Source organism: Bacteroides sp. MSB163, from assembly GCF_036416795.1.
In the GTDB taxonomy this organism is placed as follows: Bacteria; Bacteroidota; Bacteroidia; order Bacteroidales; family Bacteroidaceae; genus Bacteroides; species Bacteroides maternus.
In genome coordinates, this window is record NZ_CP143867.1 from 4,211,629 (window position 1) to 4,228,037 (window position 16,409).

Below are 16,409 nucleotides of genomic sequence, written 5' to 3' on the forward strand. Positions count from 1 at the left end.
CTTTTAGTTCGTATGATGGAGTGGGAGGTATCAGATCATATCCCTTGAAGCACGGTAGATATCTTTCCATCCGTCGCGGTTCTTCACTACCGTCTCCATATATTCCTGCCATACCACTTTATCCTGTACCGGGTCTTTCACCACTGCTCCGAGAATGCCCGAAACAAGGTCTTCGGCATGTATCTGTCCGTCTCCGAAATAACCTGCCATGGCTAGGCCGTTATTTACCACCGAGATAGCCTCGGCTGTACTTAATGTACCACTGGGTGTTTTCAACTTCGTCTTTCCATCATTGGTAGCTCCCTGCCGCAGTTCACGGAAAATGGTTACTACACGACGGATTTCTTCAAGCGCCGGTTTCTCTGCCGGAAGTTGCATCACCTTTTCAAAGCTTTCCACGCGGCGGCGTACAATGTCTATCTCTTCGTCAATCGTATCCGGTAAAGGAAGAATAACGGTATTGAAACGCCGTTTCAAGGCGCTTGACAGATCATTGACTCCTTTGTCGCGGTTGTTTGCTGTTGCAATGATATTGAAACCGCGTATCGCCTGCACTTCTTTATTCAACTCCGGAACCGGAAGTGTTTTCTCCGAAAGAATCGTGATCAGAGTATCCTGCACGTCAGAGCCGATACGTGTCAACTCTTCGATACGTCCTATCTTACCTTCCTGCATAGCCTTCATAATTGGGGTTTGCACCAGTGCACCTTCACTGGGTCCTTCTGCCAGCAGTCGGGCATAGTTCCAACCGTAGCGGATGGCTTCTTCTCCTGTTCCGGCAGTACCTTGCACTATCAGTGTGGAGTTACCGGAAATGGCAGCAGCAATATGCTCGCTCACCCAGCTTTTCGCCGTACCGGGAAGTCCGTATAGCAGCAATGCGCGGTCTGTTACCAGGGTAGCTACTGCTATCTCCATCAGGCGGCGGTTACCTATATATTTAGGTGAAACTTCAAATCCGTTCTTCAGTTTGCCACCCATCAGGTAGGTGACTACTGATTGCGGAGACATTTCCCAATTTTCGGGAACAGAGTTCGTTTCATTCTTTTTCAGTTCGTGCAGCTCTTCTGCGAATTGCTGTTCGGCATGTTGTCTAAGTAAGGTACTCATATTGTTTTGTATTATTTATTGTCATTAAACAAGCTGTTTATTTTTTCTTTCATTCTCATATATTCCGCCGTCAGTCGGCAGAATTTGGCAATGGCATGGTCGGCATCGTATGCCACTGTCTGTTGTTCCACTTTGGGCAACATCTCCGGAGGAAAGTATAGCGACAGGCGTTCTGTCATTTCTTTCGGGTAATAGTAATAATTGCTATGGAACAATCTTTGTAAAGCTCGTGTGGAGAATTTTATTCCCCATTGCGTCCCGTCTGCATTATACCAGGATTCGGGAATATAATTGCTCTTGCTGTCCGTCTGGAAGTTGATTTCCTCCCGTTGCTCCGGTGTCAGTAATCCCATTAGCGAAGAGACGTAGGCTTCATTTGAATCTTCTTTCAGGGTTTGATACGCCCACAGATTGTCACCGAAGTTTTCTATTGGCTGGCATAAGTTGAAGTAGGAACCGAATGGTGGCTTCTTTGCCAGTTTTGTGGCGGCTTTCTCCGGTGAACAGTCGTAGAACTCTGCCCAGAAACTGAGCGGTACACGTTCAGCGAGCTGGCGGAGCAGAAACTCTTCATCTTTTTCTTTCTTGTTGGAACTGACCTCTTCCAAACCCAATTTCTTCATCTCAGGTGTAAAGGTGATTTTATCGTATGACCAGCCCAGTAACATCTTATAATGAAGTTTTCCACGCAGCAGGTCACAGTATGTTTTTACCAGTTCCGAGTCGGGCAGACTGCATAACAGGCGGCGGGCGGTTTCTTTTACATTACTGCTTCGGTCGGTAGTGACAATCTCTTGCAGGAAGTTTTCATCCGCTTTACTCAGATTGGTGCGCAGGCATTGTATCAGTTCGTCACGGTGGGCGGCGGACTCATTTTTCAGTTCGGTTTGCAGCAAGGCAAGCCCCTGTTCGGGGTTCTCTTTTCTCAGGCGTTGCAGCATCCGTTTCCGTTCTTCATGCGAGGCTGTTTCCCAAGTCTCGTTTCTGGTGTCTCCCCAGTCGGGTAATCCCATATGGGTAAGCAGCCAGCGTCCACGGTTACCTGTTAAGGAAGAAAGCAGTGCTTGCTCTTCGTGCTTATCGGGATTATTGCGGTCGTAGGCATGTGAGATTAACGTCCGCAGATAGAATGGCGGAATAAGCTTGTTGCACCGGACAGCTTTCCGGTAAGCATATAATAAAAGATGCCGGTTCTGTTCATTGACCATCTGAATCAGCAGGTCGCCGATATTCCGGTCGAAATAGGGTAGACTGTCATCCGGAGCTTCATTCATGGCGATAGCTTCTCCGGCAGGTAATGGTTCCATTCCGGCACGGCTGTAGGCGAAAGTCAGGGCTGAAAACTGATAGAAAGCATCTTCCGCATCTTCGCTCTTTTCTTGCAGCAGTCGGAAGTTTTCTTCCAGAGTTTTCGGTAAACCGTTCGGAATGAATTCTTTGGTAGCGGTTCCCAATAAAGCTGCATTAATGATTGGTTCAGTTACGTTCATCTCTCCAAATATAATAGTCAGATTGATACCACATTGAATTTAGCTCCCAGCAATTGGCGTCTGCCAGAAAGAAGGCAGCAAACGGCTTTCCACCCGTGACGGACAGAATGTCTGTTCGGGTGATGTCCTGCATCTGCACAGGCATCAGTTCGTTGTTTGCATCCTGCACACAGAGTTGTTTCCCTTGAACAGCCAGTCGCAGATTTTCTACTAATACGGGTACATTTTCGGCAAATGGGTTCTGTTGCAGGGCTTCCCTGTATCGGGCGGTTGCTTCTTGCAGATTCGCACAGAAATGCGGGGTAACCGCTTCTTCGGATAATTCACATTCTTTGAATAAGGCTCGAAGACTGCCTACTCCTTTATAATAACAGAGTTTTCCGTCGTAGCTACTGCCGGGAACAAGATTGAATTCCGCCAAGGTTCCGGGAGCTGTGAAACTGAGATAGATGGCGAAGCGAGTATTCAGGCATCCGTATAGCCAGTAAATATCATTATTCAGCTCGTTTATCTTCTGACTTCTTTTATGGAGTACCAGCCACTGGTCGGTAATTGTTTCACCCGCCAGCACATCTTCTTTTGCTTGCGGATAACCTATCTGTGTGCGGATTTCCTGTTGCCACTCTTCCGGTTGCAGGTCCAGGTTCCGGTAACTCTTCATCAGGAGGTAGAGTTTTCCGAGTTGGTCGGTTAACTTGTATTTCCAACTTTCCTCGTAGAAGTTTGTTTCCTGAATGGCTTTCAACCGGTTGGCAAGTCCGGGAGCCTGGGCGTCGACCATCCGGCGGGCAATACCGTCGAAAAGAGTATAAGCCCGTTCCGGTATATTGATTAACCCGTTGCGTAGCAGGTCTTTCAGCCAAATCTCCAGTTCATCAATACCGTTCAGCACCTTTTGGTGGCGCATAGCCTGACGTTTGGCTTGTGCAGCTTCATCTACGGGAGCATCGCTTTTGGCTTTCTGCTCTTTCTTTTCCGCTTTCTCTTCCCGTTTGGAAAGCCAGGCGGTCACCCAGTCCGGTTCGTCTGCTTCTTTGAATAAATCAGTTTGCGCGGCATACAAAAATAAAAGTCCCAACCCGTGTTTACATGGAAACTTCCGGCTTGGGCACGAACATTTGAATGCAACATTTTTTGTATCAACTACGGTCTGGTATGGAGTTTTCCCACTTCCCTGGCAGTGTCCCCAGATGGCACGGTCACTGTGTTCCAGCAATACCCATTTGGCTTTTGTCGCTAAGCCTTTTCCCGCCTTCACAGAAGCGGCATCCGGGGCTAATTGTATGATTTGTTCTTCTGTTAGATTTAATAACATAATAATCTTAGTCAGCTATTAGTGTGTTTTTAGATTGCAAGTATAATGCTTTTTTTCTGTTTTTCAGATTTTTCGAAGAGAAGAGTTTTCTGTTTTTACCGGAAATCATTTGATCCGTATTCTTAAAGCCGGGAAAGATTCTGAAACTTTGCGGCAACAGGTATCACATACCTGCGAGTAATATATAAAACCGACTTGTATGGATTTTGAAACTTGCATAGCCTCTCATTCTTTTTTTGTATATTTGCCTCTTAACTTTTAAAATACCACAGTTATGAGAAAAGTACAACTATAGTTAGTTTGTTTAGTGCTTTCAGTGGCGGCTAACGGAATCAATCGTCCGGAGTCTGGAAAGCGGAATCATCCTGTAGGATACTTTAAATAATAGAATAAAAAAATGGCCTACCTATGTTTAAGTACAGGTAGGCCATTTTTAATTTTGTTTATTTGGCATCTTCAATAATAGAGCAGATACTAACCCGGTTCCAGTCCGGTTCTGTGAACATGTCACCCACTCCCTGACCTTCGGCGGTAATACGTGACGGGTTGATTTTATACTTATTCACTAAGATTGTCTTTACGGCTTCGGCACGCGCTTTAGCTATTCTTGCATTGACTTCGGCACTGCCTTCCGGTGAAGCGTATCCTTTGATCACAACAGTTGTATTTGCGTGTTTCTTCATGTAAGAAGCCACACGTTCCACATTTGGCAACTGAGAGGCATCGACTGTAGATCTACCTTGTCTGAAAGTAATGATGGATTCCGGAATGCGGCTGGTTTCCACTACCGTCTCAACGGGAATTACCCGGTTCTGTAAGTTATTGACTTCTTGTTGCAGTGCGCTGATCTTCTGTGCGTCGACATTGATCTGACCGTTCTTCTCATTCACTTGTGAGCGAAGATTATTGATAGAATTGTTCAGGTCGCTTATTTCAGCCGGATCATAGAGTTTCGCTAAAGTGAAGTGATGACTTCCGTTGCTGTTACCAAAGTGGTAAGCTACACCTGCCGTTAGTTCAAAGGCGGCATTGTTCACATTGAACCGACTACGGTTGTGCTCGCCTTGCATATCATATACCAGTGCCGGTTTGACTCCTATCGTCCAGGCTTTAGCTTCTCCGAGGTTGAAGTTAAAATTCATCCCGAAACGGCTGGACCAGGAATTCACATCTCCAGGGCCGTCCATGTAGTAGTGCAGCCATCCCGCACCGGCTACGGCCTCTACTTCGAATATGCGCGGAGTACCTGTATAGCCTGCGAACAGGTTCATCAGGTTGACTTTACCCAATAAGCTAAGGTCTGAAGCATCAAAAGCTGTCTTGCTATGCGTGGTGTTTATATATCCCATGCCTTGAACTCCCAGTCCGAAAACGGGGGTCAGTTGCTTGGTAAACTCAATTCCCAAAGCCGGGCGGGCGTTCTTGAAGAAAGCGCTGTGGCTCACAGGAGTTATCATACCGGTTTTTAGTTCTATAGACCAATTGTCTGTGAATTTACTGCCTTGTACGGTAGTCTGGGCATTTGCAGTCAATGCTGCTAAAACAAATGCTGATAAAATAATTGATTTTTTCATAATTGAAATGCATTAATAGTTGATACAATAAAATATTATATGCCCTGAAGTAGTTTATTTGTTTGCTCTTTTCAGGAATAAAGCGGGAGGATTAGGTTGCAGATTTCTTGTTTGCTTTGATCATTGTTAAGTTTTAAGTTAATTAATCATATAATCTACTCTTTCTCGAATCCCGTTTATTAACGTAACAGCGATTCTTTCTTTAAAAATTTAATTTTCTTCTTCATAATTCATTATTTTAAATTCATAATTAAGGTTGCTGTTCATTTGTAACAACATAATCTTTGAAACATGGTTCGATGTATGAAAGGGTAATTAACAATATTTTAATGATTGCTCAAGATTCAATAAAAAGTTGGTTCGGGTTACTCTCACTACCCTCACTTTTAAAATAGATTATTGATAATTAAAGTATTAAGTGTAGGTGAGAGTAAAAAAAACAGAGGTTGTGTCAAAACGTTGGCACAACCTTTTTCTATAATTTATAGTCCTGTTATCTTTTCTTTTGTCTACGCCGCTTTTTTCTCATTCATTTGGTAACAAGTTGCTATATTCCCGTTGTATTGGGTTATAAATAGTCCAATAAATATAGATTTAGTAAGTGTAATGAGCTCCTTTCCTGTTTTTCTCAGTTTTGCACACATCTTTTTGATATTAAAAGCTATGGCAAAGAAGGCAAAGTCCATTGTCACCTTGTCTTCTCCCACATGCCGGAACCTCTTGTATGCCATGTTGTATTTCATTTGTCCGAAAACAGCTTCCGGTTTTATACACCGCCTGCCCCTATACCTGACTCCTTCTTCTGAGACTAACCTTTCCCGTGCCTGCCGTTTGTATTGGTTTAACCGGTGGTTGACTTCTATAATACGGTTCCCCCGTGCTTTAAAACAACTTCCATGCAAAGGACAACCTTCGCATCTTTGTGCTTTGTACCGGGCACTTTCGGTGATGTATCCGCTCGCTGTTTTGTCATGTCTGGTTCCTATGCGGTTCATGTGTTGCCCCATCGGACAAACGTAATAATCCTCCCCCGCATTGTAATGGAGACTTTCCGCATGGAACGGGTTGGGAGTATAACGGGGACGCTGCTCTTTATGGAAGTAGTTGTACTTGACAAAGGCCTCTATCCCGTTTTCCTGCATGAACCGGTAATTTTCTTCCGAGCCGTAACCGGAGTCTGCCACACCGATACCCGGTAAGCGGTTATAGCGGTGCTGGAAGGAGTGGAAGAAAGGGATCAGGGGCAGCGGATCGGTGGGGTTGGGAAACAGCCGGAAGTCTATGATGAATTGGTTTTCAGTACCTGTTTGTAAATTATACCCGGGCTTGGTCTGCCCGTTCTTCATGGCGTCTTCTTTCATACGCATGAATGTAGCATCAGGATCGGTCTTGGAATAGGAATTACGTTCTCCAAGGACTTCAAGGTGATTGTCGTATTCCATCAGCTTGTCACGATACCCTTCAAGTTCCCTGACCTGTTTCTTCTTTTCACGCAGAGCTTTCTTTTGTTCCTTGTCCTGTGTTACAGGCTGGTGTTCCAGCACTTCTTTGAGTTCATCCACTATATTAGAGAGCATGGAGGGAGTCAACTCAACGGATGTGTCTTTTACAGAGTTCTCCTGTACAATGGCTTCATCCACCTGCTCCAGAAGGATGCGAACCTTATTCAGCAACCTTGTACGGTTCTTTTCGACTGTCTTGCGCCAGACAAAAGTATATTTGTTGGCCTTGGACTCAATCTTGGTACCGTCGATATACTCCACGTCAAGACTGATGAAACCCTTATCGGCAAGGACAAGAACCAACTGCGTGAAAACGTTGTTAATCTCCTCCTTTACACGGTTACGGAAACGGTTGATGGTTATGAAATCCGGATGCTCATGACCGGCAAGCCAGATATAATGAATGTCACGCAAAAGAAGCTTCTCTATTTTACGACAGGAATAGATATTATTCATGTAAGCGTAGATAATTACCTTAAGCATCATTTTAGGATGATAAGCTGAGCGCCCCGTTTCTTTATAAAGCTTCTTGAAATTATCAAGATTGAGATTATCAACAACTGCATTGACTATGCGGACAGGGTCGTCCGCAGCTATGTTTTCATCAATTCTTTGTGGAAAAAGAACGGTTTGGTTGGGAATGTAAGGACGAAAATGTAACTTTGCCATAACGAAAAAAATGATGCCTAAAGTTACATAAACTTTGGGTAATAACAAAGCCTGGGCTTGGGAAAGTCCGGGCTTTGCGCATAAAAAAAGGTTGTGCCAGCATTTTGACACAACCTCCTGATTTTTACATTTTTACATCATAACTTCTTCTGTAATACCGTAATACCCCACGTTTGGCACATATATCGGTTGGTTCTGTAATCCGATGTTTTTTAGCTTTCCTTCCCCGCGTAAACGGCGGATATGCCCCATTGCGGTCGTTTTCATCATGCCGCATACCCTTTGGAAGTCACTTCTTGTCATCATGTGGTGCTGGCTGAAGTAGATGGTTAGTCGGCGGTCAATTTCTTCATCCGATAATTTGTTGGAGTGTCCGTTGTGTTTTATATTCTTCAGTTTCACATTTCCTATTTCACTTCTCAGTTCCTGATCCGCGCGGAATTTGATGCCTTTCAGCCTTACTTTCGTGTTCTTCCGTTTTGTATCTTCTTTTATTTCTTCCGTGCAGGTCAGGGTGGGGTGGAAGTAACCGATACCATCCAGATGTACTTGCCTGCCTTCCGCCAGTTCTTCACCCATTGCATGAGACAGGGCGTCGAGTACGGCGGACACATCAGTTTCCGTCAGTGAACAACGTGCCTGTATTTTGCGTCGCAACCGGTCGGTTCCTGTTTTTCCGTTCAGGGTGATGCGCGCGTGAAGTTTCGTTTCTTCTAGTGGCTGGTTGGGAGCCACCGGGTTTTCGTACCATTCAAATAAGATTGCCATAGTTGCTTGTTTTAATTATAAGGTATTAATTTGTTTTACATTAGGGACTATTCTGTTTCTTCCTAAGGAACATCCCGTTTACCCTTAGGAATGATTGGGTGTCAACCTTGGTCAACCACCCTGTCAACCTTGGTTGAGCGACCTGTCGACCTGCGTTGATCGCCCTGTCAACCAAGGTTGACACCCTGTAGAGCTTACTACAAAGATACAAAATAAACAGGGCTAAGTCAAGTAAATGCCTGTTTGTTTATCAATTATTATTAAAGCTTTTACTGCCAAATGCATGGGCTGAACTTTTTTGAAATAAATGCAGAATAATATGCTTAAATACTTGACTTTCGCTTTCTGGAGCAGTATCTCTGTAGCTCTTTAAAGGAATTATACTATATAAATAAAATTCAAAACAGATAATGATATGAAAATCACTTCAATAAGACATGACAAAGATGCAGGCAGAGAGATGATGACCGTTTATGATGCCGATGTGCTGATGGAGAAGATGAAAACGGAAACTTCCACGTATCTATCCTGCCGTGGAGTATGCCCGCACTAAAGACGGAGGGCGAAGGATGAAACGATACAATGGTCTGGTTCAGCTTGAAGTGAAGAAGCTGGCTGGACTGGCGGAGGCTGAACTGGTGAAACGTCAGGCGATGCTGCTTCCTCAGACGTTTGCCGCTTTTTGCGGTTCCAGCGGAAGGAGTGTGAAAATATGGGTGTGTTTCGCCTTACCGGATGGAAACTTACCGGAGCGTGAACAGGAAGCCGCATTGTTTCATGCCCATGCCTATCGCCTGGCGAACAAACCTTCCGGCAACGGCAGTTGGCTGAGAAAAATCCGTTACTGAGGCTGGAACCGGGCTTTGAAACGTCGCAGACCTTCACCATGCTTTTTGAAGCCGCCCTCAATAAGGCACTCCGGGATATGGAGAACTGGCGACGGGGAGATAACCTTCAACCGTTGCTTGTCCGCCTTGCGGAGTATTGCTGCAAGGCGGGCATACCGGAAGAGGAAGTTGTGAGGCAGACGATTATTCATTATTATGTACAGGCAGAGGAGCAAACGGTGCGTGCTATGGTCCATAATATTTACCAAGAGTCTAAGGGCTTTGCTTCTGAAACTATTTTGACTCCGGAGCAGGATACCGCTCTGCGTCTGGAAGAGTTTATGGAACGGCGCTATGAGTTTTGTTATAACACGGCGTTGAACGATCTGGAGTACCGTCAGCGAGATTTCATTAGTGTATTTTTAGAAGTTTTTGAGGATTTCTTAAATGGCACTCATAGGTAGAGAAGGTGATAACTAATAATTCTATTCGTTTTAGTTAAAATTGTGTTACTTCTTATTTTGTAAGATGATATGAAGTGCGTTGAATCTATACCTATATTTTATTTAAGTAGTGGTTTAGCATAATAAATAGTTTGAGTTGTGAAAAGTGTCATTTTATTCTTTGTTTGTATTGTAATGCTCTTCGCATGTCTTTCTATTTTTTACTACCAATAATAACCAATCAATACAATGTAGTGAAAATCTCATCTATACCGGGAATCAAACGCTCCCGGTATCTGGAAGAGAATGTAAAAGCTGCCGATGTGGATTTGTCTGCCGAAGATATTGCAGACATAGAACATCTGTTGAAAAAGTACCCCAATGCCGGTGACAGATACAATGAGCGTGAATTTAAGTTTGTAGGTAAATAAGTATCGGCGGCAACCTCCGGATATTTATTTCTTCTTCAATTTGAGAATCCAGTCTGACATATCTTTCAGAACTTCCGGACTTATCGTTTCTTCCAGTTGTCCGGGAGAAAAAGTCTTCATTCGTGGCAGATGCAAAAAAACATGATTTTAAATCAAGTGTGGAAGTGGATTTATGACGGGAATCAATATATTTGCGGATCGTAAAGTCATAGTAAGAGTTTATTAAATGAAGAAATCAATCCCTCGGTATACGTTTTATAAGCATAAGTATGGGAGTGAACTTTTGGTGGATGTCGTGGAACTGAAATACGTGAAGCGTTTTCTGGCTGAAGGCGCTGTGCATACGTTGACTTATTATGATATTACTTTCATAACAGAAGGCGAGGGCGGTTTTTCTATTGATAATCAGATGTGTGAGGCGATACCCGGCGATGTGTTCTTCTCTAAACCCGGAGAAATACGGAATTGGGATACGGCTCATATCGCAAATGGCTATGCATTGATTTTCGAGGATGAATTCTTGTCTTCCTTCTTCAAAGACCCTTTGTTCGTACAGCACCTTCCGTTCTTCAATATGGAAAAGACGGCTTCCAAGCTTCATTTGTCTGATGAACTTTATAAGCGTATGATTCTGCTTTTGCATGATATAAAATCAGAGATAGATTTGTACAGGCAGAATGACGTGCATGTGCTGAGGGCATTGCTTTACGAAGCCCTTATGCTGCTCAACCGGGCTTATCTGAATATGTTATCTCTGAGAGAGAAGGATAAGGAAGCCGGCAGCATTCACGTCAGTAGATTTATAGAATTAGTGGGAGTGAACCTGAAAGAACAACATTCCGTCCGTTTTTATGCGGATAAGCTCTGTATTACTCCCAACTATCTGAATGAGGTTGTAAATTCGGCAATGAATATCAGTGCCAAACAATATATCCTGAATAAGATTATGGACGAGGCCAAAAAGCTGCTTATCTATACCGATATTTCCATATCAGACCTGTCATTTGAACTTCATTTCTCCACCGTTGCCTATTTCGTGCGTTGTTTCCGGCAGTGTACGGGAGAGACACCATTAGCTTACCGGAAACTGTATAAACCGTAAAAAGTGCTATTTCTCCCTTTGTTTTTATTGTGTTGATTTTCTGTGCCGTGTTTATCTTTGCCGCAACAATAACCAATAAAATTATTAGATTATGAGAGATGTAGAGAAAACAGTGGGAGGTATGATTGATAAGTTGAAAACCGCTTTCATCGGTTCGATAGATGCAGAGGGTTTCCCGAATATCAAAGCTATGTTGCAGCCTCGGAAAAGGGAAGGGATAAAAGTTATCTATTTGAGCACGAACACTTCGTCAATGCGTGTTGCACAATATCGGAAGAATAATCGTGCAAGTATTTACTTTTGTGATACGCGATTCTTCAGGGGAGTGATGTTGCGCGGCACGATGGAAGTGCTGACGGATGCCGTCAGTAAGGAGATGATATGGCAGGAAGGCGATACCATGTATTATCCGGAAGGTGTGACAGACCCGGATTATTGTGTGCTGAAGTTTACGGCAATTTCCGGGAGGTATTATAATAACTTTAAATCGGAAAGCTTTGTAATTGAGTAGTTGGTGAATTCGTGTTCTCCCTAAATTACCATTTAATGTTGGCTTTGTCAGATTTCTTCCAATGCATAGTATTGATAATCCCGGAGTATGGTTTGCAGGAATTGTTCCTGTCCGCCATCCCGGGGTGTGATTGAAAGAATTTCCTGCACTTTTCGGGCAAGCTGCACGATGCGTCGTGCACGATCCTTTTTCCCGGATTGCAAAGTCCGGGTGATTACATTTACCTGTTCCAGTGATAAGTCGGCGGCTTGCGGATATGTGGGACAGTAATCTTTTGTCAGATAATCAAACTCGTCAAGACTGACGTGTATCTTGCGGTAATTCTTATCCTTGATAACCATTGTGCCTGCGGCAAGGTCGCCCATCCGCTGACTGTTCTTGGTAAGCAAAATAACTAATACTCCGAGCCCTCCGGTGACGGGAACATCAATCGGGAAGAGAAGCCAGCGAAGCAGATAAGAGCCTATGCTCGGAGTGGAACCATCGGCTTTCACCACCCGGATGCTCATGAGCTTCTTTCCGAGGCTCTGCCCGTGGTTGAACATTTCACATAAAAATGCATAGAATAATACAGGCAGATAGATGACTGCAAAAAAAACAATCATAGTAAAATCCGAAGATACCTGGAATTCTGAGAGTAGGGTTGCTGTGGAATATACATAAAGTCCTATCAGGATATAGTCGATGACTAATGCCAGAAATCGTTCGCCAATGCTGGCGGGTGTTTGGCTGATACGGACGAATTGCCCGGTGATTATAGTAGATTCTGCCATTTCCGATTGAACATTTTTAGTATTTCGTTGCAAATATATCATTATTCTCTTATTTTTGTTACCGATTTCAGACAAAACTCATCCGAAGTCTTCAGGAAAAGTATGAAAGAAGTAACGTTCATTCGTCGGAATATCGAAAAATGGAAAGAAGCCGAGAAGGTGGTGGAGCAGGCTACAAGCTTGTCTCCCGACAGGCTTGCCGACACATATACGGACCTTACTGCCGATCTGGCGTTTGCACAAACGCATTTTCCAACTTCCCGCATTACCATTTATCTGAACAATCTCGCCTCGGCGCTGCATAATAAAATTTATCGGAACAAACGTGAGAAGTGGTCGCGAGTCATCACTTTCTGGACGCAGGAAATACCGCAGACCATGCACGATGCGCATCGTGAACTGCTTGTTTCATTCCTTATTTTCATTGTCAGCGTAGCGGTCGGAGTGATTTCTACTGTGGGTGATCCCGATTTTGTCCGTCTGATTCTGGGAAATAACTATGTGGATATGACATTGGATAATATATCCAACGGAGAACCTATGGCAGTGTATAACGGCTCTTCGGAAGTTCCTATGTTCTTGGGAATCACATTGAACAATATCATGGTTTCCTTCAATTGCTTTGCTATGGGAATCTTAACCAGCTTCGGTACAGGATATATGCTTTTTGCCAATGGAATCATGTTGGGGTCTTTCCAGACTTTCTTTTTCCAGCATGGTCTGCTTGGAGAGTCCATGCTTGCCGTATGGTTACACGGGACACTTGAAATCTGGGCTATCATTGTGGCCGGTGCTGCCGGACTCGCTTTGGGAAACGGATGGCTGTTCCCCGGAACCTATTCAAGGCTTGAATCTTTCCGTAGGGGAGCCAAACGAGGGGTGAAGATTGTGATAGGTACCATCCCCGTATTTATCATGGCAGGATTTATTGAAGGTTTTATCACCCGCCACACCGAATTGCCGGATGCGTTGAGGCTTGGGCTGATTATTACTTCTCTGGCATTTATTTTATTCTACTATATTTATTTACCTAATAGAAAACGACATGGAAACAGAGAAACCTAAAATTGCGTTGTACGTAAAACGTTCTTTCGGTGAGAAGTTTAATGCATCTTTCGATTTTATAAAAGAGAATTGGAAGTTGATGCTGAAGTATGCAACCTATTTGCTTTTACCGCTTTGTCTTGTCCAGGCATTAAGTCTGAATGGATTGATGACTTATACGATAGGCATGTCCGGCTTATTGGAGGCTGGATCTATGTTTCCTGACTCTGCTATATTGTCATTCTTTTCTTACTACGGTCTGTATATGCTTCTGTTGATAATAGGCATTGTTTTGCTGACTGCATTGGTTTATGCAATGATCCGGACCTATAATGAGCGGGAGGAACGCTTGCGAGGCGTCACGTTGGGGATGCTGCGGCCTATGTTGCTCCATAATGTGAAGAGGATGTTTATATTGGTTTTCTTCGGATTAGTTCTGACGATGTTGGCCAGTCTGATTATTGGTGTCATAGCTGCTTTATTCCCTGTTACCTTGTTCCCGATTGTTATAATTCTGCTAATCCCGTTTATGATAGCCGTAGCTGTGCCGTTTAGCCTTTGGGCACCTATTTACCTGCTTGAAGACATCACTGTCATGGGGGCTTTGAAGAAGACTTTCCGCTTAGGATTTACCACTTGGGGAGGTATCTTTATGATATCTCTTGTCATGGGAATCATTGCTGGTATCTTACAGGGAGTGACGCTGATACCCTGGTATATAGGAACAGTGGTGAAGTACATCTTTGCTACAAGTGGCGGGGGAACCGAAGCAACCGTATCCGTAGGATATAGTTTCTTGCTTTATCTGTTGGCTATTGTACAGGTGTTTGGTGCTTACCTTGCCATGATTTTCTCATTTGTGGGATTGGCTTATCAGTATGGTCATGCCTCGGAAAAGGTGGATAGCATCATGGTAGAAAGTGATATTGATAATTTCGATAAACTCTAAAATGTAAATGATAACTTCTCCGGCTGATACATTGGTTTGTGACACCGCGCAGGTTGCCGTATGGCATTCTGATGTGGCGTATGACTACAACCGTGAGTTGATCGCTCCTGAAATTAATTTATTCGAGTGGTTCAACAGATGGTTCGGAGAAGTTATGCGAAAAATATTCGGTAGCAACTTTGCGGAAGAATATTCGGAACTTATTCTGATAGGTATCGCTATTCTTATCCTTATTCTGATAGGTTGGTTTGTTTACAAAAAGCATCCGGAATTATTCACGTATTCCCGTAAGAATGCCTTGCCTTATACGGTGGAAGAAGATACCATTTATGGAGTGGATTTTGCGAAAGGAATTACTGATGCCCTTTCTCGTCTTGATTATAGAGAAGCAGTCCGGTTGTTGTACTTGCAGACGCTAAAGCAACTCAGTGACGAAGGACGTATAGACTGGCAACTTTACAAAACACCCACACAGTACATCAATGAAGTGCGGTTGCCCGCTTTCCGGCAGTTGACCCATCACTTTCTGCGGGTGCGTTATGGAAATTTTGAAGCGACCGAAGCGTTGTTTCACACCATGTATTCCTTGCAGGAAGATGTGAAGAAAGGAGGGGCTGTATGAAAGGAAGTCGTTGGTTCATTGTCGGAATTATCATCTTTCTGCTGTTGATGTTTGCAATAGAATGTCGCTTGCCGAAGAAATTCGTATGGAATCCTACTTTCAGCCATTACGATAAGCAGCCTTTCGGGTGTGCTGTTTTTGACAGCTTGTTGTCCGCTTCGCTGCCGACGGGGTATTCATTGTCCAGGGAAACCTTTTACCAGATGGAACAGAAAGATACCGTGTCTTGTCGGGGAATATTGGCTATTGCCAATAACCGGATGCCATCGGATGTGGATGTAGACGCTTTACTGAAAATGGCGGAACGGGGCAGTAAGATCATGTTGGTAAGTACCTGGTTTAGCAATAAACTGGAAGATACCTTGAAGTTCAGAAACAGTTATTCCTATTTTAGCCCGATAGCTTTGAAGAAGTATGCTACTTCGCTGCTAATGAGGGATAGTCTGTGCTGGATAGGGGATTCTACGGTTTATCCCCGGCAGAATTTCTATTTCTATCCCCAACTGTGTTCATCTTACTTTCTCACAGATTCGCTTCCGGCGAAGGTGTTGGCAGTAAAGGATATTTCAGTAGATGAGTTCAGATATGAAGTTGAGGTGGATTCTGCTTTTTCAGATACTGTTATCCATGTTCCGGTTGCCATGTCGTATCAGTGGGGGAAAGGGGAGGTTATTCTGGCTTCCACACCTTTGCTCTTTACCAATTATGGTGTACTGGACGGAAAGAACGCCACTTATCTGTTCCGCCTGTTATCGCAAATGGGAAAACTTCCCATAGTCCGTACCGAAGCTTATATGGAGCAAACAGCACAAGTGCAGATGTCTCCTTTTCGCTATTTCCTCTCGCAGAGGCCACTTCGTTGGGCTTTGTATCTGACGATGCTTGCAATACTACTCTTCATGTTGTTTACTGCGCGAAGAAGACAACGTGCGATACCGGTTATCTATCGACCTGAAAATAAATCATTGGAATTTACGGAACTGATAGGCACTCTCTATTTTCAGAAGAAAGACCATGCCGACCTAGTTCGTAAAAAGTATATGTATTTTGCAGAAGAGTTGAGAAGAGAAATCCAGGTGGATGTGGAAGACGTGGCGGATGATGAACGCTCTTTCGATAGGATTGCTCAGAAGACCGGTATGAGTGCGGAAGAAATCGGTAAGTTTATCCGAACGGTCAGACCGGTGATTTATGGAGGGCAAACGATAACTGCGGAACAAATGAAGCAGTTTATTGATAAAATGAATGAAATAATCGATCATATATAAAGAAGAAGTTT

General features: G+C 43.8%; 14 protein-coding genes and 1 pseudogene. 8 read left to right on the forward strand and 7 right to left on the reverse strand.

Annotated elements, in window-relative coordinates; all coding sequences use genetic code 11:
* Positions 1–30: 30 nt before the first annotated feature.
* The 6 genes from VYM24_RS16065 to VYM24_RS16090 all read right to left on the reverse strand — a co-directional run bounded on the left by VYM24_RS16065 (position 31) and on the right by VYM24_RS16090 (position 8,428).
* Positions 31–1,110: an ATP-binding protein gene (locus tag VYM24_RS16065; RefSeq protein ID WP_291548320.1), complete on the reverse strand. Its 1,080-nt coding sequence runs from the start codon at positions 1,108–1,110 to the stop codon at positions 31–33.
* Between the two features lie 11 nt (positions 1,111–1,121).
* Complete coding sequence (locus VYM24_RS16070; protein ID WP_330940404.1) at positions 1,122–2,600, reverse strand: DUF5691 domain-containing protein; 1,479 nt, start codon at positions 2,598–2,600, stop codon at positions 1,122–1,124.
* Positions 2,587–3,915, reverse strand: coding sequence for an SWIM zinc finger family protein (locus VYM24_RS16075; protein WP_330940405.1), 1,329 nt, complete (start codon positions 3,913–3,915; stop codon positions 2,587–2,589). Before VYM24_RS16075 ends, VYM24_RS16070 begins: the two co-directional genes overlap by 14 nt.
* A 443-nt stretch (positions 3,916–4,358) precedes the next feature.
* Positions 4,359–5,489, reverse strand: coding sequence for an OmpA family protein (locus VYM24_RS16080; protein WP_291548324.1), 1,131 nt, complete (start codon positions 5,487–5,489; stop codon positions 4,359–4,361).
* A 509-nt stretch (positions 5,490–5,998) separates the two neighbouring features.
* Complete coding sequence (locus tag VYM24_RS16085) at positions 5,999–7,660, reverse strand: IS1182 family transposase (protein WP_330940406.1); 1,662 nt, start codon at positions 7,658–7,660, stop codon at positions 5,999–6,001.
* Positions 7,661–7,792: 132 nt separating this feature from the next.
* Positions 7,793–8,428: an HU family DNA-binding protein gene (locus tag VYM24_RS16090; protein ID WP_291548326.1), complete on the reverse strand. Its 636-nt coding sequence runs from the start codon at positions 8,426–8,428 to the stop codon at positions 7,793–7,795.
* A 415-nt stretch (positions 8,429–8,843) separates the two neighbouring features.
* Between VYM24_RS16090 and VYM24_RS16095 the strand changes: the two are divergent.
* The 4 genes and pseudogenes from VYM24_RS16095 to VYM24_RS16110 form a co-directional block, all read left to right on the forward strand.
* Positions 8,844–9,677, forward strand: a pseudogene (locus tag VYM24_RS16095) (BT4734/BF3469 family protein); the annotation flags it as partial.
* A 275-nt stretch (positions 9,678–9,952) separates the two neighbouring features.
* Positions 9,953–10,129 carry a hypothetical protein gene (locus VYM24_RS16100; RefSeq protein ID WP_330940407.1) on the forward strand — a complete coding sequence of 59 codons (177 nt, stop codon included), beginning with the start codon at positions 9,953–9,955 and terminating at the stop codon, positions 10,127–10,129.
* Between the two features lie 226 nt (positions 10,130–10,355).
* Positions 10,356–11,231, forward strand: coding sequence for a helix-turn-helix domain-containing protein (locus tag VYM24_RS16105; RefSeq protein ID WP_291548329.1), 876 nt, complete (start codon positions 10,356–10,358; stop codon positions 11,229–11,231).
* 91 nt (positions 11,232–11,322) lie between these two features.
* Positions 11,323–11,742, forward strand: a complete 420-nt coding sequence (locus VYM24_RS16110) for a pyridoxamine 5'-phosphate oxidase family protein (RefSeq protein WP_044271800.1) — start codon at positions 11,323–11,325, stop codon at positions 11,740–11,742.
* A 47-nt stretch (positions 11,743–11,789) separates the two neighbouring features.
* Here the strand turns inward: VYM24_RS16110 and VYM24_RS16115 are convergent, their stop codons facing one another.
* Positions 11,790–12,515: an RDD family protein gene (locus VYM24_RS16115; protein WP_291548332.1), complete on the reverse strand. Its 726-nt coding sequence runs from the start codon at positions 12,513–12,515 to the stop codon at positions 11,790–11,792.
* Between the two features lie 102 nt (positions 12,516–12,617).
* Here VYM24_RS16115 and VYM24_RS16120 point away from each other — a divergent pair, with 102 nt between their 5' ends.
* Genes VYM24_RS16120 through VYM24_RS16135 form a run of 4 tightly spaced genes read left to right on the forward strand, consistent with a single transcriptional unit; the run spans position 12,618 to position 16,398 of the window.
* Positions 12,618–13,580, forward strand: coding sequence for a stage II sporulation protein M (locus tag VYM24_RS16120; protein ID WP_044271803.1), 963 nt, complete (start codon positions 12,618–12,620; stop codon positions 13,578–13,580).
* Positions 13,561–14,508: a hypothetical protein gene (locus VYM24_RS16125; RefSeq protein ID WP_330940408.1), complete on the forward strand. Its 948-nt coding sequence runs from the start codon at positions 13,561–13,563 to the stop codon at positions 14,506–14,508. The genes VYM24_RS16120 and VYM24_RS16125 overlap by 20 nt, the downstream gene beginning before the upstream one ends.
* A 7-nt stretch (positions 14,509–14,515) precedes the next feature.
* The gene (locus VYM24_RS16130; protein ID WP_330940409.1) at positions 14,516–15,130 is read left to right on the forward strand and encodes a DUF4129 domain-containing protein; all 615 of its coding nucleotides are present in this window, start codon (positions 14,516–14,518) and stop codon (positions 15,128–15,130) included.
* Positions 15,127–16,398 carry a DUF4350 domain-containing protein gene (locus VYM24_RS16135; protein ID WP_291548339.1) on the forward strand — a complete coding sequence of 424 codons (1,272 nt, stop codon included), beginning with the start codon at positions 15,127–15,129 and terminating at the stop codon, positions 16,396–16,398. The genes VYM24_RS16130 and VYM24_RS16135 overlap by 4 nt, the downstream gene beginning before the upstream one ends.
* The last annotated feature ends 11 nt before the right edge of the window (positions 16,399–16,409 follow it).

Bases quoted from the DNA above. Each gene is read 5' to 3' on its own strand.
- VYM24_RS16065 (WP_291548320.1), bottom strand. From the start codon at position 1,110: ATGAGTACCTTACTTAGACAACATGCCGAACAGCAATTCGCAGAAGAG.
- VYM24_RS16070 (WP_330940404.1), bottom strand. From the start codon at position 2,600: ATGAACGTAACTGAACCAATCATTAATGCAGCTTTATTGGGAACCGCT.
- VYM24_RS16075 (WP_330940405.1), bottom strand. From the start codon at position 3,915: ATGTTATTAAATCTAACAGAAGAACAAATCATACAATTAGCCCCGGAT.
- VYM24_RS16080 (WP_291548324.1), bottom strand. From the start codon at position 5,489: ATGAAAAAATCAATTATTTTATCAGCATTTGTTTTAGCAGCATTGACT.
- VYM24_RS16085 (WP_330940406.1), bottom strand. From the start codon at position 7,660: ATGGCAAAGTTACATTTTCGTCCTTACATTCCCAACCAAACCGTTCTT.
- VYM24_RS16090 (WP_291548326.1), bottom strand. From the start codon at position 8,428: ATGGCAATCTTATTTGAATGGTACGAAAACCCGGTGGCTCCCAACCAG.
- VYM24_RS16105 (WP_291548329.1), top strand. From the start codon at position 10,356: ATGAAGAAATCAATCCCTCGGTATACGTTTTATAAGCATAAGTATGGG.
- VYM24_RS16110 (WP_044271800.1), top strand. From the start codon at position 11,323: ATGAGAGATGTAGAGAAAACAGTGGGAGGTATGATTGATAAGTTGAAA.
- VYM24_RS16115 (WP_291548332.1), bottom strand. From the start codon at position 12,515: ATGGCAGAATCTACTATAATCACCGGGCAATTCGTCCGTATCAGCCAA.
- VYM24_RS16120 (WP_044271803.1), top strand. From the start codon at position 12,618: ATGAAAGAAGTAACGTTCATTCGTCGGAATATCGAAAAATGGAAAGAA.
- VYM24_RS16125 (WP_330940408.1), top strand. From the start codon at position 13,561: ATGGAAACAGAGAAACCTAAAATTGCGTTGTACGTAAAACGTTCTTTC.
- VYM24_RS16130 (WP_330940409.1), top strand. From the start codon at position 14,516: ATGATAACTTCTCCGGCTGATACATTGGTTTGTGACACCGCGCAGGTT.
- VYM24_RS16135 (WP_291548339.1), top strand. From the start codon at position 15,127: ATGAAAGGAAGTCGTTGGTTCATTGTCGGAATTATCATCTTTCTGCTG.